This window comes from Micromonospora sp. NRRL B-16802 (assembly GCF_001279555.1).
GTDB classification, from domain to species: Bacteria; Actinomycetota; Actinomycetes; order Mycobacteriales; family Micromonosporaceae; genus Micromonospora; species Micromonospora profundi.
The window spans coordinates 169,497-192,629 of the sequence record NZ_LGEB01000121.1; the positions used below are offsets into that span (position 1 = coordinate 169,497).

Annotated in this window: 16 protein-coding genes; 6 read left to right on the plus strand and 10 right to left on the minus strand. The window is 70.3% G+C overall.

Translation table 11 applies throughout. From position 1 onward, the window contains the following. Positions 1-101: 101 nt before the first annotated feature. The 4 genes from ADK66_RS28895 to ADK66_RS28910 all read right to left on the minus strand — a co-directional run bounded on the left by ADK66_RS28895 (position 102) and on the right by ADK66_RS28910 (position 6,958). Entirely contained in the window at positions 102-2,057 is a 1,956-nt protein-coding gene (locus ADK66_RS28895) for a translation factor GTPase family protein (protein ID WP_053660898.1), read from the minus strand. Between the two features lie 277 nt (positions 2,058-2,334). Beyond that, positions 2,335-3,171 (minus strand): TIGR02452 family protein, encoded by an 837-nt coding sequence (locus tag ADK66_RS28900; protein WP_053660900.1) that lies wholly within the window; start codon positions 3,169-3,171, stop codon positions 2,335-2,337. Between the two features lie 141 nt (positions 3,172-3,312). After that, the gene (locus ADK66_RS28905) at positions 3,313-3,678 is read right to left on the minus strand and encodes a DNA polymerase ligase N-terminal domain-containing protein (RefSeq protein WP_053660902.1); all 366 of its coding nucleotides are present in this window, start codon (positions 3,676-3,678) and stop codon (positions 3,313-3,315) included. 91 nt (positions 3,679-3,769) lie between these two features. Further along, positions 3,770-6,958 carry a penicillin acylase family protein gene (locus ADK66_RS28910; RefSeq protein ID WP_053661001.1) on the minus strand — a complete coding sequence of 1,063 codons (3,189 nt, stop codon included), beginning with the start codon at positions 6,956-6,958 and terminating at the stop codon, positions 3,770-3,772. 438 nt (positions 6,959-7,396) lie between these two features. On the opposite strand from ADK66_RS28910, the gene ADK66_RS28915 reads away from it, so the two are divergent. After that, positions 7,397-8,752 (plus strand): glycosyl hydrolase family 18 protein, encoded by a 1,356-nt coding sequence (locus tag ADK66_RS28915; RefSeq protein WP_053660904.1) that lies wholly within the window; start codon positions 7,397-7,399, stop codon positions 8,750-8,752. A 46-nt stretch (positions 8,753-8,798) separates the two neighbouring features. Here ADK66_RS28915 and ADK66_RS28920 read toward each other — a convergent pair whose 3' ends face one another. Continuing rightward, positions 8,799-9,074, minus strand: a complete 276-nt coding sequence (locus ADK66_RS28920; protein WP_053660906.1) for a DedA family protein — start codon at positions 9,072-9,074, stop codon at positions 8,799-8,801. Between the two features lie 233 nt (positions 9,075-9,307). Between ADK66_RS28920 and ADK66_RS28925 the strand changes: the two genes are divergently transcribed. Further along, positions 9,308-10,531, plus strand: a complete 1,224-nt coding sequence (locus ADK66_RS28925) for an MFS transporter (RefSeq protein WP_231640238.1) — start codon at positions 9,308-9,310, stop codon at positions 10,529-10,531. A 76-nt stretch (positions 10,532-10,607) separates the two neighbouring features. On the opposite strand, the gene ADK66_RS28930 is transcribed toward ADK66_RS28925, so the two are convergent. From ADK66_RS28930 to ADK66_RS28940, 3 genes are read right to left on the minus strand one after another with little or no spacing between them, the layout of a single operon-like run. Continuing rightward, positions 10,608-11,066, minus strand: a complete 459-nt coding sequence (locus ADK66_RS28930; RefSeq protein WP_053660908.1) for a hypothetical protein — start codon at positions 11,064-11,066, stop codon at positions 10,608-10,610. A 25-nt stretch (positions 11,067-11,091) separates the two neighbouring features. After that, the gene (locus ADK66_RS28935; protein WP_053660910.1) at positions 11,092-12,729 is read right to left on the minus strand and encodes a thiamine pyrophosphate-binding protein; all 1,638 of its coding nucleotides are present in this window, start codon (positions 12,727-12,729) and stop codon (positions 11,092-11,094) included. A gap of 12 nt (positions 12,730-12,741) precedes the next feature. Continuing rightward, the gene (locus tag ADK66_RS28940; RefSeq protein WP_053661003.1) at positions 12,742-13,503 is read right to left on the minus strand and encodes a cyclase family protein; all 762 of its coding nucleotides are present in this window, start codon (positions 13,501-13,503) and stop codon (positions 12,742-12,744) included. Positions 13,504-13,980: 477 nt separating this feature from the next. Here ADK66_RS28940 and ADK66_RS28945 point away from each other — a divergent pair, with 477 nt between their 5' ends. Together ADK66_RS28945 and ADK66_RS28950 are read left to right on the plus strand one after the other, a co-directional pair. Further along, the gene (locus tag ADK66_RS28945; RefSeq protein WP_369814850.1) at positions 13,981-16,422 is read left to right on the plus strand and encodes a non-reducing end alpha-L-arabinofuranosidase family hydrolase; all 2,442 of its coding nucleotides are present in this window, start codon (positions 13,981-13,983) and stop codon (positions 16,420-16,422) included. Between the two features lie 206 nt (positions 16,423-16,628). Continuing rightward, on the plus strand, positions 16,629-17,918 hold the full coding sequence (locus ADK66_RS28950; protein ID WP_053661007.1) for a ricin-type beta-trefoil lectin domain protein: 1,290 nt from the start codon (positions 16,629-16,631) through the stop codon (positions 17,916-17,918). Positions 17,919-18,032: 114 nt separating this feature from the next. Here the strand turns inward: ADK66_RS28950 and ADK66_RS28955 are convergent, their stop codons facing one another. Both ADK66_RS28955 and ADK66_RS28960 read right to left on the minus strand, forming a co-directional pair. Next, positions 18,033-18,521: a MarR family winged helix-turn-helix transcriptional regulator gene (locus tag ADK66_RS28955; protein ID WP_231640239.1), complete on the minus strand. Its 489-nt coding sequence runs from the start codon at positions 18,519-18,521 to the stop codon at positions 18,033-18,035. Between the two features lie 8 nt (positions 18,522-18,529). Beyond that, on the minus strand, positions 18,530-19,777 hold the full coding sequence (locus ADK66_RS28960; protein ID WP_053660914.1) for an NAD(P)/FAD-dependent oxidoreductase: 1,248 nt from the start codon (positions 19,775-19,777) through the stop codon (positions 18,530-18,532). Between the two features lie 118 nt (positions 19,778-19,895). Between ADK66_RS28960 and ADK66_RS28965 the strand changes: the two genes are divergently transcribed. Further along, complete coding sequence (locus ADK66_RS28965) at positions 19,896-22,886, plus strand: helix-turn-helix transcriptional regulator (RefSeq protein WP_053660916.1); 2,991 nt, start codon at positions 19,896-19,898, stop codon at positions 22,884-22,886. 81 nt (positions 22,887-22,967) lie between these two features. After that, entirely contained in the window at positions 22,968-23,120 is a 153-nt protein-coding gene (locus ADK66_RS31710) for a hypothetical protein (protein ID WP_157553040.1), read from the plus strand. The last annotated feature ends 13 nt before the right edge of the window (positions 23,121-23,133 follow it).

Below are 23,133 nucleotides of genomic sequence, written 5' to 3' on the forward strand. Positions count from 1 at the left end.
TTGCCTCCCCTGTGACGGAGGTAGAACGGAGCCACCCACCCCAGGAGTTGCACGGCCCGGAGAAGTAGTTGTGTGATCACCCCCCGGTTGCACGCACACGTCTATCTCGGTACAGCCCGGAACCACGCCTCCCGGTCGTCCGGGTCGGGTCCGCGCCGGGGCAGCGTCGGCGGTTCCTCACCGGTGACGGGCGCGTAGTGGTCGAAGGTGGTGGTCAGGACCGCCTCGCCGCCGGTGAGGTCGGGAAGAGCGGCGACGACCCCCGGAACCCGTGCGGACGGCAGCGTGCCACTCACCTCCAGGTAACCGCCGGTGACGGCGGTCTCGTGGACGACCGCTCCGAGCCGGCCGAGCAGCGCCAGCACCTTCTCCACCGCGGACTGGGGAAGGTTGACGTCGAACCGTTCGATCGGCTGGCACACCCGGGTACCGGCCTGGCGCAGCGCCGCGGCGACCACCACCGGGGCGAGATTGCGGAAGTCCGCCGCCACTGTCGAGATCGACTTGTCGAACTTCTGGTGCGGCCTGCTCTGTCGGGGCCAGTACCGGGAGGCCGTCATCGTGACCGCGCAGTCGGTGACCGGCCAGCCGTACCGACCCTGCCGCAGCGCGGCCCGCACGCCCTCCTCCGTGGCGGCGACGAACGCCGGAGGCAACCGCCCGGGCTCTACACCGGGGCGGAACTCGACGCCGTGCCCGACCGGGGCGGCCTCGATGCGCAAACCCAACCCGGCCAGGTAAGGGTTGCCGCGTTCCTGCACCCGCTCCTCGGCGGCGCCTGCGCCGACGACCCGTTCGATGCAGGCGGTCAGCGTGCCGGAGAACCGAACCCGGACGCCGTACCGGTCCTCCATGAGGGCGGCCAGCACCTCCTTCTGGACCTCGCCGTGCAGGCGGACCACCGCCTCCGCCCGCTGCTCGTCGAGGCGCAGGTCCACCAGCGGGTCCTCGTCGGCCAGTTCGGCCAACCCTGCGAACATCGCCAGGCGCTGCTCCGGCTCCACCGGCTCGACGACCGCCTGCCGGGTCGGCGGAGGGAACCGGTAGCCGTGCCGCCGCGGCGGCTCTCCGATGTGCTGGCCGATCCGGGCCGACACGCCGCGTACCGCAGCGATCTGACCGGCGGACACCGAGGAGCGCACCAGCGCACCCTCGGGCTCGATGACCGCGATCTGGGTCACCGGCTGCGGGCGGCTCTCGCCGAGCCGCACCCGATCGCGTACGCGCAGACGCCCGGACCACAGCCGCAGCCAGACACGCCTGCCGTGCCCGTCCCGGTCGACGGCGAAGACCGTGCCCGCCAGGGGGCCGTCCGGCGCCTCTCCGTACGGCAGCAGGTCAGCCAAGATGTCGCACAGCTGGCGTACCCCGGCCCCGGTGATCGCCGAGCCGCACGCCGCCGGGATCAGTTCGGCGCGGCCCACCGCGCGTCGAAGCGCCCGCCGGACGTCGCGGACGCGTACCTGCTGATCGGTCAGCCACCGCGCCGCCACCGCGTCGTCGGCCTCCGCCACCTCCGCCACGACCGGTTCGGCGTCGAGGCTCACGGCCCGCACCCGGGCCTCGCGACCGCCCTGGCCGGCGACCGTGGTGAGCAGGACCGGACGCGCCCCGAGCCGCTGGCGCACCTGGGCCAACACCCGGACGACGTCGGCGCCCCGGCGGTCCACCTTGTTGAGGAAGATCACCGTTGGCACGCCGATACGACGCAGCGCCCGCCAGATGGCGACGGTCTGTGGCTGGACCCCCTCCACACTCGACACCACGAGCACGGCGGCGTCCAGCACTGCCAGCGAACGCTCGACCTCCGCGATGAAATCGGGGTGGCCGGGGGTGTCCAGCAGGTTGATGCGCAGGTCACCGACCGTGATCGACGTGACGGCCGCCCGGATGGTGATGCCACGCCGACGTTCCAGCTCCATCGAGTCGGTCCGCGTCGTGCCGGCGTCGACGCTGCCGAGCTGGGACACGGCGCCCGCCTCGTAGAGCAGGCGCTCGGTCAGGCTGGTCTTTCCAGCGTCAACATGGGCGACGATTCCGAGGTTCAACAAGGCCAAGGCAGAGCTCCACGGTAGGACGGGAAAGGGTCCGAAGCGTGGAAGCTGCTCGCATTGGCACTCCTCGTTCTGATGGTGGTGGCGGGCGTTCGCCGCCTGGTGCAGTCCTACCTTGCACGCCCGCCGCGACCTGCACCACCGAATTCGGGCAGCTTCGAGCGACCCGGCCTCCGCTCATCCCACAGTCTCGACAACCCGACCGTGTCGACCGACGCCCTGGTCGGTCCGCCGGTCGTACGCGTAGCTGAGCTGCTCGTCCCGCGGGCGCCTGCGACGCTCACCATCGACCTGGGTCACCGGCCCCGTCCACCGCGGTTGGTGTAAAGCGTTGCACGAACGCGTGATACACGGGTGTGCCCGGCAGGCCGTCGCGGATCGCGAACACCACGTGGTCGAACCGGTCGACCACCTGGAGCGCCTCGGCGAACGCGTCGGCAACCGTCGCGGGATCGTTGCGGAAAACCCCGCACCCCCATGCGCCCAACACGACTGTTCGGCGCCCGTGCGCGGCCGCGACCTCCAACACCCGCCGCGCACGCCGGGCCAGCACCACCGGCACGTCCGCGGTGTGCTCGGGCTGGTTCCGGACGATCGCGCCGAGGTTCGGCGCCGCAGCGGTCAGAAACGACGTCGTGTACGGCTGGTCGAGCAGGTTGCCCTTGTCGTCCCGGAACACCGGCACATCCGGCGAGTAGATGACCCGGTCGCTGTACCGCAGATCCCGTTGCCCGCGGTGGAAGGCATAGAAGTCCGGCGCGGCAACGAGACACGGGTACAGCGCCGACGCGCGGGCGACACTCTCCTCCTGCGCCTTCGCCCCGCCGAGGAACCCGCCACCCGGGTTCTTCGCCGACGCGAACACCAGACACGCCGCATCGGACCCAACCCGGTGGGCCGCCTGCAACGTCGACTCGTACGTCACCTCCACCGTGCCGGCACCGGGCTCCGCGCTTCCCAGTGCGAGCACATCGTCCGGTAGGTGATGACGGGTGCCGGCGATCGCGGCACGTACCGCCCCGCCGAGGACGACCTCGTCCCCGGCGTCATTGCGATAGCGCCCCGACTCCGCGATCGCCACCGTCTGCCGGGCGATCTCGCGTAGACGACCGCTCACCGGTGCACCGGGAGGACTTGAAGGTGAAAGGCACGCATAGCCAGCAGGCTAGGCAGGCAGTACGCCAGCGACAAGCAGTTTCCCCACCATGCTCCAACGCTCCGGGCCAGCAGCCCGGCCTGCGGAGTGCGGGCCGACCTTCTAACCGCGCCCGTCCGAGGGCTGCTCTTTCGTGAGGTGGAGCAGCCAGCCCTCACCGGTGCGGATGAGCGCGTACCGCCGACGACCGGTGCGGCCGTTCAACGTGAACAGCATTCGACGCTCGGTGCGGTCGTGCTCCTCCCAGGTGCCGATGTCGGCGATCGACTTGTCGGCGTCCTCGTAGGTGAGGTGATCGAGGTGGTGGTCGGGCACGGCGATCGCGAGCCGGTTGTCGTCGGGGCTGTCCGGCAGGCCGCGGGGCACCGCCCAGGAGCGCAGCACACCGCCCTCCTCAAGCCGCAGGTCGAAGTGCGGGCGGGGCTTGCGGTGGTGGTGCAGGACGAACGCGGGTTCCACAGGCACCATTGTCCGCACCTGCCGGCCCCACCGCCCGCCGATCGACGCGGATGCCCGAAGGGCCGGCGGATGGTTGGCCGCCGGCCCTTCGGAGAGGTCATCACCGTCCGTAGAGCTCGAATTCGTAGAGCGAGAACCCGTACGAGGTGGCCCGGCTGACCCCGTACACCCGCACGTAGCGGGCGGTGACCGGGGCGAAGGTGACGTTGTCGACGCCGCCGTTGCCGGTGGTGGTGGCGAACACCGGCGTCCAGGAGCTGCCGTCGCCGGAGACCTCGATCCGATATGCGGTGCCGTAGGCGGCCTCCCACCGCAGCACGGCCCGGCTGACCGTCCGGGCCGCCCCGAGGTCCACCTGGAGCCACTGGTTGTCGTTGTAACTGCTGGCCCACCGGCTGCCGAGGCTGCCGTCGACCGCCTTGGCCGGGGTGTTGCTGGTCAGGAACTGGGTGCTCGACGCGGTGGCCGGCCGTCCCTGCGCCAGGTTGGTGATGTTGTCGCCGCGCCGCGCCGGGAACGAGACGACCTGCTGGTAGGTGGGACGGTTCTGCCAGGCGATCACCGGGTGGGTGATGCCGCCGAGCCCGGAGTGGGCGATGGAGTCGGCGCACCACTGGTCGCCGGCTCCGCAGGACGAGTCACCCGGGTAGACAGTCGTGGCCGGCGCCGCCGCGGCGCTGCCGAGGGTGTCGAGCAGCACCTGCCGGCACGCGCCGAGGTTGCCGTTGCCGCAGTACGCGCGCCCCGGCCCGCCGGCGACGGGGTCGCCGAGCACGGTCCGCACGTCCTTGTCGACGTAGCCCCACCAGCCGTACTGGAACGCCGAGCCCTTGTGCGCCTGCCCCTGCGGCGCCCAGCTCACTGTGCCGTCGCGGCCTCCGTTCTGGCCGCCCGACGGCGCCTCGTTGACCTCGATGGCGTCGACGAGCGCGGCGTAGAGGTCCGGCCCGAGGCCGGGGCGGAACTGCGCCGAGGCGAGCAGCGGCCACCAGGCGTCGAAGATCCGGATGGCGTCGGCGTGCTGGTAGATCTTCGAGCCGGCGGACGTCTCCACCCGGCGCGCGCCGGCCTGCTGCCACGCCCGCAGCTTGCCGATCGCGTCGGCGAGCGCCGGATCGGTGACAGGCGTGCTGTCCAACACCCGCAGCAGGTTCCCGAGAACCTGCTGGCCGCGCAGGTCGGTCACCGCCGCGTCGGCCGTGATCTTGACGACGTCGGCGCGGCCGAGCTTGCGTTGGGCGATCGCGGCGCGCACCGGGCCGTCGAGCAACTGACCCCGGTGTACGGAGCCGAAGCTGAAGTTGCCGTCGGCCGCCCCGAAGTCCCGCGCCTGCTTGTTGTTCCAGCTGACGTAGTAGTCCTGGTTCACCGACTGCGGGTGGGCCGACGTCGGGATGTAGGTGGCGTCGTTGGTGTCCGGGTTCCAGCCTGTCCACTCGTACGCCGGTTCGGCCTTCGCCGGAAGGTTCGGGTCGAGCCCGGACGGGCGGACCGGGTTCGAGCCGGAGTTGAAGTACGCCGCCTCGGTCGAGTTGACGTAGAACCAGTTGAACGCGTACCCGACGTTGGCGGCGGAGGCCTGGAACGCCGCAGCGCTGCCCATCGCCGACGGGTCGTTGTACGCCTGGAAGCCGATCGCCGACTCGGCCTCGTGCCGGTAGGTCGAGCGCAGCTTGGTGAACGCCGTCGGCTTCCCGTCCACCATGCCCCGGTAGGCCACCAGTCCGTACTTGGTGCGCAGTGCGCGCAGCGTGTACGCGCCGGCCGGTGTGGAGTCGGCAAGCGTCGGCGACCAGGAGTTGCGCTTCTCCAGCACCTCCATCGCGAGGCACTGGCCGCGGTAGAGGTAGCGGTTGGAGCGCAGCGTCGCGGCGCTGCCGTCGGTGGTGCACAGCGGCACGGCGTACGTGTCGGTCAGGTCCTGGGACGCGGAGGTGGCGCTCCAGGCGTAGTCCTGACCACGACCGAGCAACACGTACAGGTTCAGTCCGGCGAACGCGGCGCCACGCGCGCTGATCCCCGGCCCCTGGAGTTCCTGGAGCATGAGCAGCTGCGGGGCGAAGTAGCCGGTCTGCGGGCCGAACACGGCGACGGGGTTGCCGGTGGTGGTGTGACTTCCGGAGACCACCACCGCGTTGGACATGCCGTGCGCGCGCAGGTTGGACAGGCCGCCGAGCAGTTCGTTTGTGGCTTTACTGGCACCGGCGCGGGCGGCGGCCCCGCCGGTGGCGTCGTACGCGAGGGGTTCGGCGACGACAGTGCCGGCGTCGGGGAGCACCGCGCTTGTCGCGCCCGGCGGTGTCGCGCCGTACGGGAAGCTCTGCCCGTTGTGCAGCGTGAGCACGGTCTCCGGGTCGTTCTGCGAGCGGAACCCCTGCCAGACCCGGTCGCCCTCGGTGGCGCCGTACTTGGCCCGGGCGGCCACGCGGACCAGCGCGGACTGGATCTCGCTGCCGCCGCCACCGCCGAAGAGCCCACCAACGACACCGGCGGTGGCGATCAGATCGGTCATTGTGAAGTGCGTCGGCTTGCCAGCCCCGGTCAGCACGTACTCGCCGGGGTAGTTGTCGTCGGCGATCGACTTGTCGATGTAGGCGTTGATGCCGGCGATGTAGTCGACCACGTCGGTGTAGAGCTGCTGGCCCCTGGCGCCCTTGAGGCGCAGCGCGTCCACCTGCGCCTGGAGGTCCGCCTCCGAGTAGGGCGAGTTGGCCCAGATGCTCTGCTCCAACTCACGGTTGCCCGGCGCGCCGCCGGCGAACGAGGTGAGCGTGCCGCGACCGGCGTGGCGCAGCAGGTCCATCACCCACAGCCGGTCCTGGGCCCCGGCGTAGCCGGCGCCGAACATGGTGCCGGCGCGGGTGGTGCCGGTGACATGCGGAACTCCTGTGGCCTTGTCTCGAACGATCGTGACGTCCGACCGCGGTGAGACGGTGCTCTCGACCTGCGCGGCGGGGACACCGAACGAGGCGTCGTTGAAGAAGTGGGCGATCTGCTCGTCGGTGAGCCCGGCGTAGTTGTAGACGAGGTTCGCGTACTCGTCGAGCTGGTCGCTGGAATGCGCCGGGCGGGTGCCGAGCGCCTGGTGGGCCAGGATGGCGACAAGCGTGGCGTTACCGTTCTGCCCGGGCGGCAGGATGTCGGCGCACTGGCCGAGGCAGTAGTCGTCGGGGGTGAAGGTGCTGGCGGCGAGCGCCGGTGACGGCGGGGTGGCGACCGTCAGGACGCTCGCGGTCAGGACGGCGGCGGTAAGGGCCGCGAGCCGAGCACGAAGGGCGGGTCTGAGCATGGGGTCCTCCGGGGACGCGGAGTCGGGCCGTTCGTCACGCCCGGCTGCCGGTGCCGACCTCTCGCCCTCCGCGCCCGGGCGTTCCACCCGGAGGTGAGAATGACTCACGTCGATTCGAGCAATGATCGACGCAGGACCGCCGCCCGGGATAGCCGTCGTTCACCAGGCGCCAATGCCGACGTTTCGCCGTCTACCGCAACCGGCGTCGAGCACGACGGGAGTGGCGTAGGTGCCGCCCAGCCGGCGGGCCGGAGGCCGGAGCGTTGCCGCGAGGTCCAAAGTGGTCAGAGTCAAGGGCTCTGGACCCGGTTCGGCACCAACCACCTCGGCCACTCCGCACTCCCCCAACTTCCCGCTTCTGTAAACAATCCTTGATATTAGCCTTCACGAACGTCAATATATGGAGGTCGCGGGACGCCGAAGCCTGGGGAGTTGGCCATGAGAAGCCGTCGGATTTTCGCAGTGGCAGCCGGGGCGGCGATGACCCTCACGGCCGCCGTCGCCTTCGTCCCCAGCAGCATGGCGGCCGTGTCCTCGGCCAACGCCGTCGCGATGGTCGCCTGCACCGCCCCGGCGTGGGCCGAGGGCAACACCTACCAGACGGGCGCCCAGGTCACCTACGGCGGCCGGCTCTACCAGGCACTTGTCACCCACACCGCGCACCCCGGCGCCGGCTGGAACCCCGCCGCGACCCCGTCGCTGTGGCGTGACCTGGGCGCATGCTCGGGAACCACACCGCCACCCACCACGCCGCCACCGACGACCGCGCCACCGACGACTCCCCCGCCCACCACGCCGCCACCGACCACGCCTCCCCCCACCACGCCGCCACCCACGGGTGGGACCTGCGCGGTGAAGTCACGGCCCACCGGCAAGGTGTTGCAGGGCTACTGGGAGAACTGGGACGGCGCCTCCAACGGCGTCCACCCCGGCCTCGGCTGGATCCCCATCACCGACAGCCGGCTGAACCAGCACGGCTACAACGTGATCAACGCGGCGTTCCCGGTGATCCGCTCGGATGGCACGGTCCTCTGGGAGAACGGCATGGACGCTGGCGTGAAGGTGGCCACCCCGGCCGAGATGTGCCAGGCCAAAGCCGCCGGCGCCACCATCCTGATGTCGATCGGCGGGGCCGCCGCGGGCATCGACCTGAGCTCCACCGCGGTCGCCGACCGGTTCATCGCGACGATCGTGCCGGTCCTGACGGCCTACCACTTCGACGGCATCGACATCGACATCGAGACCGGCCTGACCGGCAGTGGCAACATCAACACCCTGTCGACGTCGCAGGCCAACCTGATCCGGATCATCGACGGCGTGCTGGCCCGGATGCCGTCGAACTTCGGCCTGACCATGGCACCGGAGACGGCCTACGTCACCGGCGGCAGCGTGGTCTACGGCTCGATTTGGGGCTCGTACCTGCCGATCATCAAGAAGTACGTGGACAACGGCCGCCTCTGGTGGCTGAACATGCAGTACTACAACGGCAGCATGTACGGCTGCGCCGGCGACTCGTACCCGGCCGGCACCGTGCAGGGCTTCACCGTGCAGACGCAGTGCCTCAACAACGGCCTCACCATCCAGGGCACCACCATCCGCGTGCCGTACGACAAGCAGGTCCCGGGTTTGCCCGCGCAGATCGGGGCGGGCGGCGGCTACATGTCGACGTCTTTGGTCACGCAGGCATGGAACTCCGTGCCCGGCCTCAAGGGCCTGATGACCTGGTCGGCGAACTGGGACGGGTCGAAGGGGTGGACCTTCGGCGACAACGTGAAGCGCCTGCAGGGCCGCTGACGGGTGATGGTGCCGGCGTACCGGTGGCATTCGAGCCGGCCGCCGGTCAGTGCGAGCCAGATCGGCCGCGCCGGGCCCGCAGCCACACCCGCAACGCCACGCCGGCGACGATCAGGGTCAGAAGGGCCCACTCGCCGATGCCCAGTTCCCGCTCCAGATAGCGGTAGGAGGCGCCGCCCAGGTAGCCCAGCAGCGCCACGGCTGTCGACCACACCAGCCCGCCGGCCAGGTTCGCCCGGAGGAACACCGGCCAGTGCATCCCACCCGCGCCGGCGATCATGGGGACCACGCCCCACAGCGGCAGCGCACCACCGTGGGCCACCAGACCACCGATCAGGATCGCCGTCTCCCTCGGTACGACCAGCCCGAGACATCTGCCCCCGTGATCCTGGTCTGCCTCGCGACGTTCTGGCTCCCGGTGCCGCCGGGCTACCTGGCCTTTCGGCTCCTGGCCCGCCGCCGGCTGCTATGACCACCAGGCAGGCCCCCGAACGGAGGGGGCGTCGGGGCCCTCCATTACGGTGACGACGAACGGGGGTGGCCACGGTGCCGGAGGTGTCGCTACGAAGGGCGAGGGCTGTGCTCGTCGCGCTCTCCCTCGCCGCGTTCGCGTTCATCACGACCGAACTGCTGCCCGTCGGCCTGCTGACGCATATCGCACCCGACCTCGGCCGGTCCCGCTCGCAGATCGGTCTGCTGGTCAGCGGGTACGCCGTCGTGGTCGTACTGTCGTCAATACCGCTGACCCGACTGACCCAGCGGATCCCCCGGCGTCAACTGCTCGCCGTCACGATGCTCCTGTTCGCCGCCGCGAACGCCACCGCCGCGCTCGCGCCGACGTACACGGTGCTTGCCGGCTCCCGCCTCGTGACGGCCCTCGCTCAGGCGGTGTTCTGGTCCATCGCCACGGCGACCGTGGTCGGCCCCTTCCCGGTCGCGGTGCGCGGCCGAATGGTGGCGCTGTTCGCGACCGGCGCGACGCTCGCGCCGGTCCTCGGCGTACCCCTCGGGACCTGGCTCGGGCAGCAGGCCGGTTGGCGTGTCGCGTTCGCGGTGCTGGCCGGGGTCGGTCTGGCGATCGCCGCCGTGGTGTTCGTCCTCCTTCCCTCCTATCCCCCGGCCGCTGGCGGCGCCGCACAGGGCACCGCACCGCACGGGCGGCGCTTCGCCCTGTTGCTGATCGCGACCGCCCTCGGCATCGGCGGCTTCATGACCCTGCAGACCTACGTCACACCGTTCCTGCTCGACGTCAGCGGCTTCACCGACGCGGTGCTGGCGCCGCTGTTGTTCGTCTCCGGCGCGGCCGGCGTCGTCGGCACCCTTGTCGCGGCCCGCACCCTGGATGCTCGGCCGATCACCTCCCTGCTGACGCCGCTGGCCATCGGCACTGCCTCGCTGTTCGGCCTGTACGCGCTCGGCACGCTCCAGCCCGGCACTGTCGCGCTCCTCGCCGGGATCGGCCTCGCCTACGCGGCGTTCGCCTCCGCGGTGCAGAGCCGCATGCTGCAGCTGGCTCCGGGCAGCACCGACATCGCGTCGGCAGGCGTCAGCACCGCCTTCAACGCCGGCATCGCCGGCGGATCGCTGCTCGGCGGTGGCCTCCTGCCCACCATGGGGGCACGCCCGCTGGCACTCGCCGCCGGGGTGCTGACGCTTGCCGCCCTCGCCCTGCTCGCCTTGGACGCGCGCCGCAGCACCGCGTCGCCGGGCCAGCGCCGACCCGCCGACCGTCCTCCGACCAGCCCCGCACCTACGCGGCGGGTCACCCCGTCGACCTAGCGCGCGGAGCCCGGCCGTCGGAGCGCTGGAGCAAGACATCCACGCCTGCTGGATCCGGGCTGTCCGGAGGCAGCGTTCAGCGGCCACACCAGGCCCGGGCCGACGAGGTACGCACCAGTAGCCCGCCGGCCAGCAGGGCAAGCAGCGCCAGCAGACCGCACGCCATCGCCGCGGCGATGCCCGGGTCGAGCTCACCCGAGCGCAGCGCCCCGGAGAGCGGCCCGACGCGCAGGAGGTTGCCGATCCCCAGCAGGAGCGCGGCGGCGACCGGCGCAGCGAACCAGTGCATCACCCGCCAGGCGGTCGGCCCGCCGCTCCAGAGCCCTCGGAGCACGGCAGCGACAGCCACTGTGCAGGCGGCCAGGGCTAGCCAGTTTCCCGCGCCACCGACGTGGGCGAGCAACGCCACGTCCACGGCGATCGTGTACGCCCACCAGAACGCCAGCAGCGACATGCTCGCGACGATGCTGGGCGGTCGCCGCAGTGGCCTCCGGACTGTCGGCAGGGACTCGCGGTGCGACGGTTCGGAGATCATCGACGGATCCTCGCACGGCGGTGACTCAGTGGCCCCGGAACGCCTCCTCCAGCCACCACGAGCCGCGCGAGCCGCTGACCTTGGCGTCGACCACCAGCGGCCGGGTACGCCGACCAGCGAGCCATTGCCGTACCGGCCCGAGATCGTCGACGGTCCGGACCGTCACCCCGTCGCAGCCGTAACCACTGGCGATAGCGGCCAGGTCGGTCTCGGGGAAGGTGACCGTCTCCAGCGGATGCCCGTCGGGGCCGAAATGGTGCACCTCGGCACCGTACGCAGCGTCGTCGTAGATCACCACGAGAAGCGGTAGCGCCAGCCGGACGGCGGTGACCAGTTCGGTAGCCGACATGAGGAACCCGCCGTCACCGACCGCGGCGACGGTGAGCCTGTCCGGCCGGGCGACCGCCGCGCCGAGCGCACTTGCCAGGCCGAGCCCGACCGACTGGAACGCCTGGGTGAAGCAGAACCCGGCCACGTCCGGCACGTCGAGCCACATCGACGGGTAGCCCATGAAGTTGCCGGAGTCGACCACCACCGTCCGGTCGGGCGGCAGCAGGTCGTCCAGGGCGGCGGAGAGCGTCCTCGGGTCGATGGTCGCCGGCGCGCCGCCGCCCTCATCCTGATACGGAACCGTCCGCCACCGGCCGTTGTCGCGAATCCGTTGGGCCAACTCCGGCGTACGCCAGCCGCCGTCCACGGACCCCGTGACGTCCTGCCCGAGCCGACCGAGCACCGCCTCGGCGACAGCAGTCACCTCGCCGGCCACTGTCAGGTCGACAGGGCGGTTCACACCGAACGCCGCAGGGTCGTGATCCACCTGGACGACGACGGCGGAGGGCGGGATCAGTTCGCCGTGCCTGGTGGTCCACATGTTCAGCGTGCTGCCCCACGCGACGACAAGGTCCGCCGCGCCGATCAGCTCGGCGGCCAGCGGGGTGGCGAAGCCGCCGGCCACGTCGAGGTTCCACGGGTTCCCGGCGAACAGACCCTTCGCCGCCGCCGAGACCGCGAGCAGAGCGCCGCACCCGTCGGCGAGCCGGATCAGCGGTTCCCGTGCGGCCCGGGCGCCCCGACCCGCGATGAAGACCGGTCGACGTGCTGCCTGCAGCGCTGCCAGCAGCGGCTCGACCTGCGGGGCGGTGACCGGTGTCGACTCGACCGCCGGGACCGGGCCGGACCACGGTTCGGCCATGGCGCTCTGCACCTCCAACGGGAGGCCCAGCACCACAGTCGCGCCCCGGGCGGCGGCCCGGTACGCCGCGCCCGCGTCCTGCGCCGCGTGCGTCGCGCGTACCCGATGGAAGTCGGCGCCGACCGAGGCGGCGAGTGCCGGCAGGTCGATGAAGAAGTTCGACCGGGGCGCTGTCGCCTCCGGGGCCAGGACCACAATCGGTGTACGGCTCTTCGCGGCCTCGGCGAGGCCGGTGAGCGCGTTGGTGACGCCCGGCCCCTGGTGCACCGAGAGCACGCCCACCGTCCCGGAGGTGCGGGCGTACCCGTCGGCCATGCTCGCCGCACCGCCCTCGTGGGCCGCCGCCACGAACCGGGCGCCGGCCGCCACGAGGGCATTCGTGACATGGAAGTTGCCGCTGCCGACCACCCCGAAGACGTACCGTGCGCCGTGTCCGTAGAGGACCCGGCCGACCACCTCGGCTACCCGCATCGGTTGCCGGTCCTACCGTTCGACGAGCGCGAGGACCCGGCACGGACTGCCGGACCCGGAGACGATCGGCAGTGGACCGGCGATCACCACAGCGCCGGTCGCCGGCAACTGCGCCAGGTTACGTAGCTGGGTCAGGCCGTACTTGTCCTTGCCGAGCAGGAACGAGTGGCACGGGAACGGTGGGTCGAACGAGTGCGCGGCGCCCGCGTCGGTGCCGACCGTCTCCACGCCGACGCCCTGGATGGGCGACTCCTCGGCCAGCCAGCGGGCACAGTCGACGGAGATGCCCGGGGTACGCCCGGCGTTCGCGTACCGTTCCGGGTCGTCGCCGTGCGCGTCCCAGCCGGTGCGGTAGAGCAGCCAGCCACCGGCGGGCAGGGCACCGTGTTCCGCCTCCCACGCCTTGACGTGCGCGACTTCGAGCAGGAAGTCGGGGTTATCGGCGGCGTCGGCGGAGTGGTCGATCACCACTGCCGGGGCGATCAACTGGCTCACCGGGACCTGCGACACGTCCGCGCCCTGTTGGCCGGTGACCCAGTGCACCGGGGCGTCGAAGTGGGTGCCGGTGTGCTCGCCTGTGGAGAAGTTGTTCCAGTACCAGGCCGGACCGCGGTCGTCGTACCTGCTGATCTCGCTGAGCTGGAACGGCCAGGTCTGGCCGAACTGCTCGGGCAGACCCAGGATCGGCGTCTGGTCCGAGAGCGGGGCGGTGAGGTCGACAACCTGGATCCGGCCGCTGGAAAGAGCGGCGACAAACTCCTGCAGCACCGTCATGCGGCGACGGTACATCCACGCAGGCCGTCGTGCTCCTGGCCGAGTGGTCGAGGCTGTCCCACGCGGCCACGGGCAGATCACGAAGCCTGCCTCCCGACCCGTAACAGGCCCGAAACTACCGGTTGAAAAACCTGGAACTTTCTGCCAGCCTGGTAGTCCATCGATCAGTGTGAACGTTAACAAGATCACTTCAGCACCGGAGGCGCCTCACGCGACGTCAGGCCCACCCACCTGCCAGGTGAGCACGTCCACCACCGAGAGCCCTGCGCCCGCACCCAATTCCCGGCGGGTGATCAAACCACTCACGCAACCCTTCACACGCTGGTCAGGTAGCCCGAGCCGAGTCGCAACGGGGGACGGACGCCTGAGGCGGGCCGCAGCCCGCCCAGGCGGACTCAGCATCGGGCCGCCGCCGTACGAGCGGGGCCTCCCACTGGAACAGCACCAGGAACTTCCATCCACCACTGGAGGATCAGCATGATTTCCCGGACCCGTCCCCCCAGCCGCACCCGGCTGCGAACTCTCACAATTTCCGGAACAGCCGCGATAATTGTGGCTCTCGTTGTTTCGCTGGTGCCCAATCTCGCCCAGGCCGCTGAGACCACCCTCGGCGCTGCCGCAGCCCAGTCCGGCCGTTACTTCGGTGCCGCAGTGGCCGCGAACAAGCTCAGCGACAGCGCCTACACGACGATCCTGAACCGCGAGTTCAACAGCATCACCCCCGAAAACGAAATGAAGATCGACGCGACCGAGCCGCAGCAGAACAACTTCACCTTCGGCAACGCGGACCGGATCGTGAACCACGCCCTCTCCCGGGGCTGGAAGGTCCGGGGCCACACCCTTGCCTGGTACTCGCAGCAGCCGGGCTGGATGCAGTCCATGGAGGGCACCACGCTGCGCAACGCGATGCTCAACCACGTCACCCGCGTGGCCAGCTACTACCGGGGCAAGATCGACTCGTGGGATGTGGTGAACGAGGCGTTCGAGGACGGCAACAGCGGCGCCCGTCGCAACTCGAACCTGCAGCGCACCGGCAACGACTGGATCGAAGCGGCGTTCCGCGCCGCCGACGCGGCGGACCCGAACGCCAAGCTCTGCTACAACGACTACAACACCGACAACTGGACCTGGGCCAAGACCCAGGCCGTGTACAACATGGTGCGCGACTTCAAGTCCCGTGGGGTGCCAATCGACTGCGTGGGCTTCCAGTCGCACTTCAACGCCAACTCGCCGTACAACAGCAACTACCGCACGACGCTGTCCAGCTTCGCCGCCCTCGGCGTGGACGTGCAGATCACCGAGCTGGACATCGAGGGATCCGGCACGACGCAGGCAAACACCTACCGCAACGTGGTCAACGACTGCCTTGCCGTGGCTCGCTGCAACGGTGTCACCGTGTGGGGCGTGCGTGACTGCGACTCGTGGCGCTCCAGCGGCACCCCGCTGCTGTTCGAGTGCAACGGCAACAAGAAGGCCGCCTACAACTCCACCCTGGAAGCTCTGAACAGCGCTGGCCCCGGCACCACCCCCACGCCCACCACGCCGGGCCCGACTCCCACAGTCCCGCCGGGCGGCTCGGCCAGTGAGATCGTCGGTAGCCAATCCGGCAGGTGTATCGACGTACCCAACGCGTCGACCACCAACGGCACCCGGGTGCAGCTCTACGACTGCAACAAGCAGACCAACCAGGCATGGACCTACACCTCAGGAAAACAACTCCAGGTGTACGGCAACATGTGCCTCGACGCCGCGGGCACCGGCAACGGCGCGGCGGTACAGATCTACAGCTGCCACAGCCAGACCAACCAGCAGTGGAACGTCAACTCCAACGGCACCATCAGCGGCGTGCAGTCCGGACGGTGCCTTGACGTCTGGAGCACCGCCAACGGCGCCCAGGTCCAGCTCTACGACTGCAACGGGCAGACCAACCAGCAGTTCCGGCTCGCGTCCCTCGGCGGCGGTACCACGCCGACGCCGACCCCGACGCCAACGGCGACCCCGACGCCGGGTGCCTGTGATCTTCCCTCGTCGTACCGCTGGTCGTCGACTGGCGCGCTGGCTCAGCCGAGGTCGGGTTGGGTGTCGCTGAAGGACTTCACCCACGCGCCGTACAACGGCCAGCAGTTGGTCTACGCCACGACGCACGACACCGGTACGACGTGGGGCTCGATGAACTTCGGTCTCTTCTCGAACTGGAACCAGATGGGATCCGCGTCGCAGAACCAGATGCCGTTCGCGGCGGTGGCACCGTCACTGTTCTACTTCGCGCCGCGCAACGTCTGGGTGTTGGCCTATCAGTGGGGTCCGACGGCGTTCTCGTACCGCACGTCGACCGATCCGACCAACGTGAACAGCTGGTCATCGGCGCAGACGCTGTTCACCGGAAGCATCTCCAACTCCAGCACCGGCCCGATCGACCAGGCAGTCATCGGTGACGACCAGAACATGTACCTGTTCTTCGCCGGGGACAACGGCAGGATCTACCGGGCCAGCATGCCCATCGGGAACTTCCCGGGCAGCTTCGGGTCGAACTACACGACGATCATGACCGACTCGACGAACAACCTGTTCGAGGGCGTTCAGGTCTACAAGCTCCAGGGCCAGAACCGGTACCTCATGCTCGTCGAGGCGATCGGCGCGAACGGGCGCTACTTCCGCTCGTTCACGGCCACCAGCCTGGGTGGCACGTGGACGCCGCAGGCCGCCTCGGAGAGCAACCCGTTCGCCGGCAAGGCGAACAGCAGCGCCACCTGGACCAACGACATCAGTCACGGCGAGCTGATCCGCAGCAACGCCGACCAGACGATGACCGTTGACGCCTGCAACCTGCAACTGCTCTACCAGGGGCGTTCTCCCAGCTCCGGCGGCGACTACGGGCTCCTGCCGTACCGGCCGGGTCTGCTGACGCTGCAACGCTGACAACCGGACACCGCCGGAACGGGCAGGCTCGGCACGCAGCCGAGCCTGCCCGTTCCGCACTCCCCCACCACCAGGAGGCACCGACAGTGCGAGAAAACGGACACCACCCACCGCCCTCGGGGACCACCAATGCCGACCGAGTACCCGCCCGTTTTCGGGGACGGGTGTTGAAGCTTGCCGCGGTAGGGATCGCAGCCGTGGTCGGGATGTTCACCATCACCGTTGCGACCGGTTCGGCATCCGCCGCCGACAATCCGTACCAGCGGGGCCCGGACCCCACCCAGAGCAGCGTCACCGCCGTGAACGGCCCCTTCGCCAACACGTCGGTGAGCGTCCCGACCGGGTACGGCTTCAACGGCGGCAGGATCTACTACCCGACCGACACCAGCCAGGGCACCTTCGGGGCCATCGCCATCTCGCCGGGTTACACGGCGTTGTTCTCCGCCGAACTGGCCTGGATGGGTCCTTGGCTGGCCTCCCACGGCTTCGTCGTGATCGGCATCGAGACCAACAGCCGCAACGACTTCGACACGGCCCGGGGCACCCAGTTGCTCGCCGCGCTGGACTACCTCACACAGCAGAGCCCGGTACGCGACCGCGTCGACCCCACCCGCTTGGCGGTGGCGGGTCACTCCATGGGCGGCGGTGGGGCGTTGAGCGCGGCCATGCGGCGTCCGTCGTTGAAGGCAGTGGTCGGCATCGCGCCGTACTCGCCGTCGTCGAACCTCGCCAACGACAGGGTGCCCACAATGATCCTGTCTGGGCAGGCGGACACGGTGGTCACGCCGTCCTACGCCACCGGCCTGTACAACAGCCTCCCGTCCACGACGGAGAGCGTCTACCTTGAGGTCGCCGGCGCGGACCATGGATTCATGGTCGGGCGACCGAACCCGGTGATGGTCCGGACCATGCTGCCGTTCGTCAAGATGTTCGTCGACAACGACGCCCGATACAGCCAGTTCCTCTGCCCGCTGCTGGACTCCAGCGGAGTGGTCACCTACCGCAGCACCTGCCCGCTGCTGCCCACGACGCCGACCACCCCGACGCCCACCACGCCGGGGCCCACCACGCCCGGGCCAACCCCCACCGTGTCGCCGAGCGTTCCGCCCACCTCCGCCGGCGAGATCGTCGGTACGCAGTCCGGCCGGTGCATCGACGTACCCAACGCCTCACGCAACAACGGCACCCGGGTACAGCTCTACGACTGCAACAGGCAGACCAACCAGACCTGGACCTACACCTCAGGAAAACAGCTCCAGGTGTACGGCAACATGTGCCTCGACGCCGCAGGCACCGGCAACGGCGCGGCAGTGCAGATCTACAACTGCCACAGCCAGACCAACCAACAGTGGAACATCAACTCCAACGGCACGATCAGCAGCGTGCAGTCCGGACGGTGCCTGGACGCCTGGAGCACCGCCAACGGCGCCCAGATCCAGCTGTACGACTGCCACGGACAGACCAACCAGCAGTTCCGGCTCGTCGCCCGGGCGTGACGACCAGAAGGCCTGACTGAAACGGGCGGGCTCGGCGTGATGCCGGGCCCGCCCACTCGTACAGCTGATCACCACATCGCGGCCCACACCTGCCCGACGTCACGCGACGCTGGCTCAGGCAGACCGCTGCGCGGTGTCGCCGCAGCGGAGGCTGTCCAGCTCGGCGTGGTACATCGCCTGCATGCGGTCATAGTGCCGAACCAGCAGCAGGACCTCCTCGGCGCTGTAGCCCTCGATGAGCCGCGCCGCCCGCTCGGCGAACCGCTCGTACGGTCGCGTCAGCTCGGCGATCCGCTCCGGCCGCAGGGTGACGATCACCCGCCGCCGGTCCGCGGGGTCGCGCTCGGCCGTCACGTAGCCCGCCTGCTGAAGCCGGCGGAGCATGCTGGTCACCGCCCCGGTGGTGAGGTTGGTCCGCTCGGCGACCTGCCCGGCGGTGGCGGATCCGACGTCCGCCAGGTAGTCCAGGCATTCCAGGTCGCTCACTGTGAGGCCGAGCCGCTCCGCGATGGCGTACCGGAACACCATGGACAGCCGCGACATCTCCCGCCCGGCGCGCATGAGATCGGCGATCGCGGATGTACGGGCCGGATCGTGGGACATGGCCGCAATCATGCCTCCGGCACTGTGACCCGGTGCAGTCGAGGTAACACGCGGGTCAGCACCCAGTGTGGCGCTGCCGCGTCTCCGGTGAGGCGGCGCATCAGCCGGGCGGCGGTGTCGACGGCACGGAAGGCGTACGGCACCATCTCCTCCTGGTAGCGGGCGATAGCCTCCTCCACCGGCGCGCCGCTCGCCCGGGCCTCGACAAGCTTCCTGCCGAGCAGGGCGGCGTCGCGCAGCGCGGTGTTGCCACCGTGGGCACCGAACGGCGGCATGACGTGCACGGCGTCGCCCATCATCGTTGCCCGGGGCACCGCCCACCGCTGCGGGCGTTGGCCGGTGGCGAAGAGGTTGAGAACCGTGGCGTCCAGTTCGGCGGTGCCGACCAGTCGCCGGACGAGCGGGTGGAAGTCCCCACTCATCAGGCTGGCCTGTCTCCACAGCGCCAGCAGGTCGCCGCGGATGCCGATGGGCACCTCCTCCTGCCGCAGCAGCAGGCCCCACATGACGTAGTCGTAGCCGGTGGGCGCATAGCTGCCCGGGGCCAGGCGCGCGAACGCCTCCTGCGGATTTTCTCCGAACCGCATGGAGGTGAAGAAGAAGGCGCGGCCCGGCCGGTCGCCGATGGCAAGGACCCCGCTGGTACGCAGCGCGTCCGGGATGACGCTCTGACCGTTGCGCTCCAGGGGCGACCGGCCGTAGATGCCCGCCATCGGGGTGTTCGCCGGGTCCGCGTCCGGCATGAGCTGCGCCCGCAGCGCCGAGCCGACGCCGTCCGCGCCCACGACGACGGTGGCCGGGGCGGCCCCGCCGTCGGCGAACCGCAGCCGCAGCCCGGCCGGACCGCCGTTCTCCACCGCGACGGCCTGCTTGCCGTAGTGGATGCGTTGGTGCAGCCCGGACTGCAGGATCGACCGCAGGGTCAGCCGGTCGACCTGGCGGGTCGCGTACGGATCGTCCTTGAAGGTGATGCTGAATGCGTCCCGCAGCCGACTGTCGGTGAAACGTAGCTGCCCGCCGGGCTCGTCACCGGTGGTGAGCGCGAGGTTGTAGAGCGGGCGGGGCAGGCTCTCGCGCAGCGCCTCCAGCCCGTACCGGTCGAGGATGATCCGGTAGCCCTGCCGCCGGACGAAGGGGCCCGGGTCCCGCTCGTAGACGTGCACGTCGATGCCGGCGCGCATGAGGTACTGGGCGAGGCAGAGGCCGGAGAGGCCGGCACCGGCGATCGCCACGGAGATGTCAGTCGATACGCCCATGCAGTTATCTTAATGACTAAGATGATTTGAGCAAGGCCACAGCACCGCGGTGGGGATCCCGCGACGCGAGTCGCCTGGCGGTCTTGTGTCCGGGCAGGGAAAAGCGAGATCATCACGCATGCTCGACCCCTCGCCCGAGGACGACGGAACCTCACCTACCGTTTCCACGCCGCGTTTCGTCGGCCGTGATCGGGAGCTGGCGGCGCTTCGGGGCGCCCTGGCCCGTCCACCTGCGATCGTGCTGGTGGAGGGCGAGGCGGGCATCGGGAAGAGCCGACTGCTGCGGGAGTGGTTGGCGGCGCCGGATCAGCACACCACCCTGGTCTCGGTGTGCCCACCACTTCGCGAGTCGCTGACGTTGGGACCGATCGTCGACGCGTTCCGTGGGATCGACCGCCCGGTGTCGCGGTTGCGGCTCACCGAACTCGCTGGTGCGTTGCGGCCCCTGTTTCCGGAATGGTCCTCGCACCTGCCGCCCGCGTTGCAGTCCCTGGGCGATGCGAAGGCGGCACGGCATCGCCTGTTCCGCGCCCTGGACGAGCTGCTGCGGGCTCTGCGTGTCGACGTCCTCGTGCTCGAAGACGCTCACTGGGCCGACGAGGTGACGTTGGAGTTCCTGCTGTTCGTCAGCTCCCGACAGCAGTCGGACGGACCGAGCCTGGTGATCTCCTATCGGCCGGAGGAGGTCGACGTCGGATCGCTGTTGCTGCGGCTGACGTCCCGGTTGCCCGCCGGCGTGACCCAGCTGAGGATCGCGCTGGCGCCCATGCGACCCGACGACACGGCGGCGCTGGTGTCCTCGATGCTGGACGGCAACCCGATATCGCAGGAGTTCACGACGTTCATGCACGAGCGGACCGGCGGCGTTCCTCTGGCTCTGGAGGAGTCGGTCCGCCTCATGTGCGACCGCGCCGACCTCGTCTTCCGCGACGGACAGTGGGTCCGACTGAAGCTGCGTGAGCTACAGGTGCCGCCAACCGTGCGCGACTCCACCAGGGAACGGGTGGGCCGTCTGTCGCCGACGGCGCAGCAGGTGCTGCGCGCCGCGGCCACATTGGCCGAGCGGTCATCGGTGGCCACGATCGCGATGACCGCTGGCCTGTCACCGGCTGAATGCCGGGGCGCTGTCGCGGAGGCGGCCAGCGCCGGCGTCCTGGACGGAGACGACCGCGGCCGGTGGCGGTTCCGCCATGTGCTGGCCGCCACGGCTGTCTACGAAGCGATCCCGTTGACCGACCGCAGGCACTTCCACCTGCTGGCCGGCCGGGCTCTGGAGGGCATCCGTCCGCTGCCTGTGGCACGCCTTGCCCACCATTTCCGGGAGGCGGGCGAGACGCAGTCCTGGGCACGGTACGCCGAGCAGAGCGCCGAGCTGGCCATGGCCTCGGGTGACCACAACAAGGCCGTCGACCTGCTTGTCGACCTGTTGTCATGGTCCAGACTGCCGCCGACGGACCGGGCACGGGTCGCGCGCATCGCCGGAGTAGCAGCACTGGGCCGTCGTGAACCAGTCGACGAGGTCTACCACCGTGTGATCCGTACCCTGCGCTCGGTGCTGGAGACCCCCGGCCTCTCCCCCCGCCAGCAGGCCGAGATCCGCAACCCCCTGGGCCGGCTCCTGATCACCGGAGGCGAGGCGCAGGCGGCGCTCAGCGAACTGGAGCAGGCGGTGGCAAACCTCGACCATGACCCGGTCGAGGCGGCCCGGGCGATGACCTACCTCGGGTGGGCGTACGCGGGGCCGTGGCCGGCAGCGACCCATCGGCGTTGGCTGGATCGCGCCGCCGAACTCACCGCCGCATTCGATTCGCCCGCGGAACGGCTGAACCTGGCCGGCAACCGGGCCGCCGCGTTGCTCATGCTCGGCGAAGAGGAAGCCTGGGACGTCGTCGCCGGCCTGCCCGTCGACGGCGCGACCTCGGCGGAGCGTCTCGACGTCGCCCGCATCCATGCGAATGTCGGGACCGGCGCGCTGATCTGGGGTCGGTACGCCGACGCGGAGGAACACCTCGCCGTGGCCCTGCGCCTCGCCGACGTCGAGCGGGCGTCCCGGTTGCAGCACAACGTCCGACTCGAACAGGCCAACCTGGCGTGGCTCACCGGCCGGTGGGAGGGTCTCGCGGACGAGAGCACGGCACTCGCCGATGCCGACCGGGACCGGCCTGCGCACTACCTCGGCAGCGTCCGCCTCGCGGCCCGGCTGGCGGCGGCGGCCGGACGGCGGCGCGCGGCGGAGGAGCAGTTCCGGCTGGTGCTTGAGGAGTCCGCCCGTCTCGGCGCAGCCGACGACACGATGGAGGCCGCCGCCGCACTCGCCCGACTGTGGTTGACGGACGGGAACAGCGGCCGGGCGCTGCAGATCACGAACGAGCCGATCGACACCGTCCGGAAAAAGGGCATCTGGGTCTGGGCGACGGACCTCGTCCCCGCCCGGATCGAGGCGTACCTCGCCGCCGGCGACCTGCGGGCCGCGGCACGCCTGGGCGACCAGTTCGCCAGAGGACTGCGTGGCCGTACGGCGCCCGCGCCCCGCGCCGCGCTCGCCACGTGCCGTGCCCTGCTGCTCGCCGCAGCCGGAGACCACGCCCGCGCGGCGACTGCGTACGCCCGGGCGGCGCGTGCCTGGGACGCGCTGCCGCGCCCCTACGACGCCATGCTCGCCCGCGAACGTCAAGCCGAAGCGCTCATCGCGCAGGGCCAGGTCGAAGCGCACGGCCAGGTCGAAGCGCACGGCCAGGTCGAACAGGGCCGTGAGCTGCTGGCGGCACAGTACGAGCAGCTGTTCAGGCTGGGGGCCCGCGGCGATGCCGACCGCGTGGCGCAGCGGCTTCGCGAGCACGGCGCAGAGGTCCCGCGACTGTGGCGCGGTGGCCGACGCGGGTACGGCGACCAGCTCTCACCTCGCGAACTCGACGTGGTCCAACTGGTCGTGGCCGGCAAGACGAACCGGGAGATCAGCCGGATCCTGGCCAAGTCCCCGGCCACTGTGGATCAGCAGCTGCGGGCGGCGATGCGCAAGTTGAAGGTGACCTCCCGGACCGCGCTGGCGGTCAAGGCGGTGGAGGCCGGAGTGTTCGCAGAAGACGAATCCCTCGACAACATTTCGTGAAAATTGACGTATCCGCTGGATAGCTAAGGTCACTCGTCCGCACCGAGCATGGCTGCATGATCCATAGCCATTGGGCGATGCATGCCTGAGCGACCTGCCGCGCGCGACGGCTCCGCCAGCGAGCACGAGCCACCTCTCGATCTGTCGCGGGAGCCGCACGACAGCGCCCGCGACGACTCCGACGCCGACGGTGCCGACGGCCACGAGAGCCACGACCCCTACCAACCCCTGTAGGCCGAAGGACCCC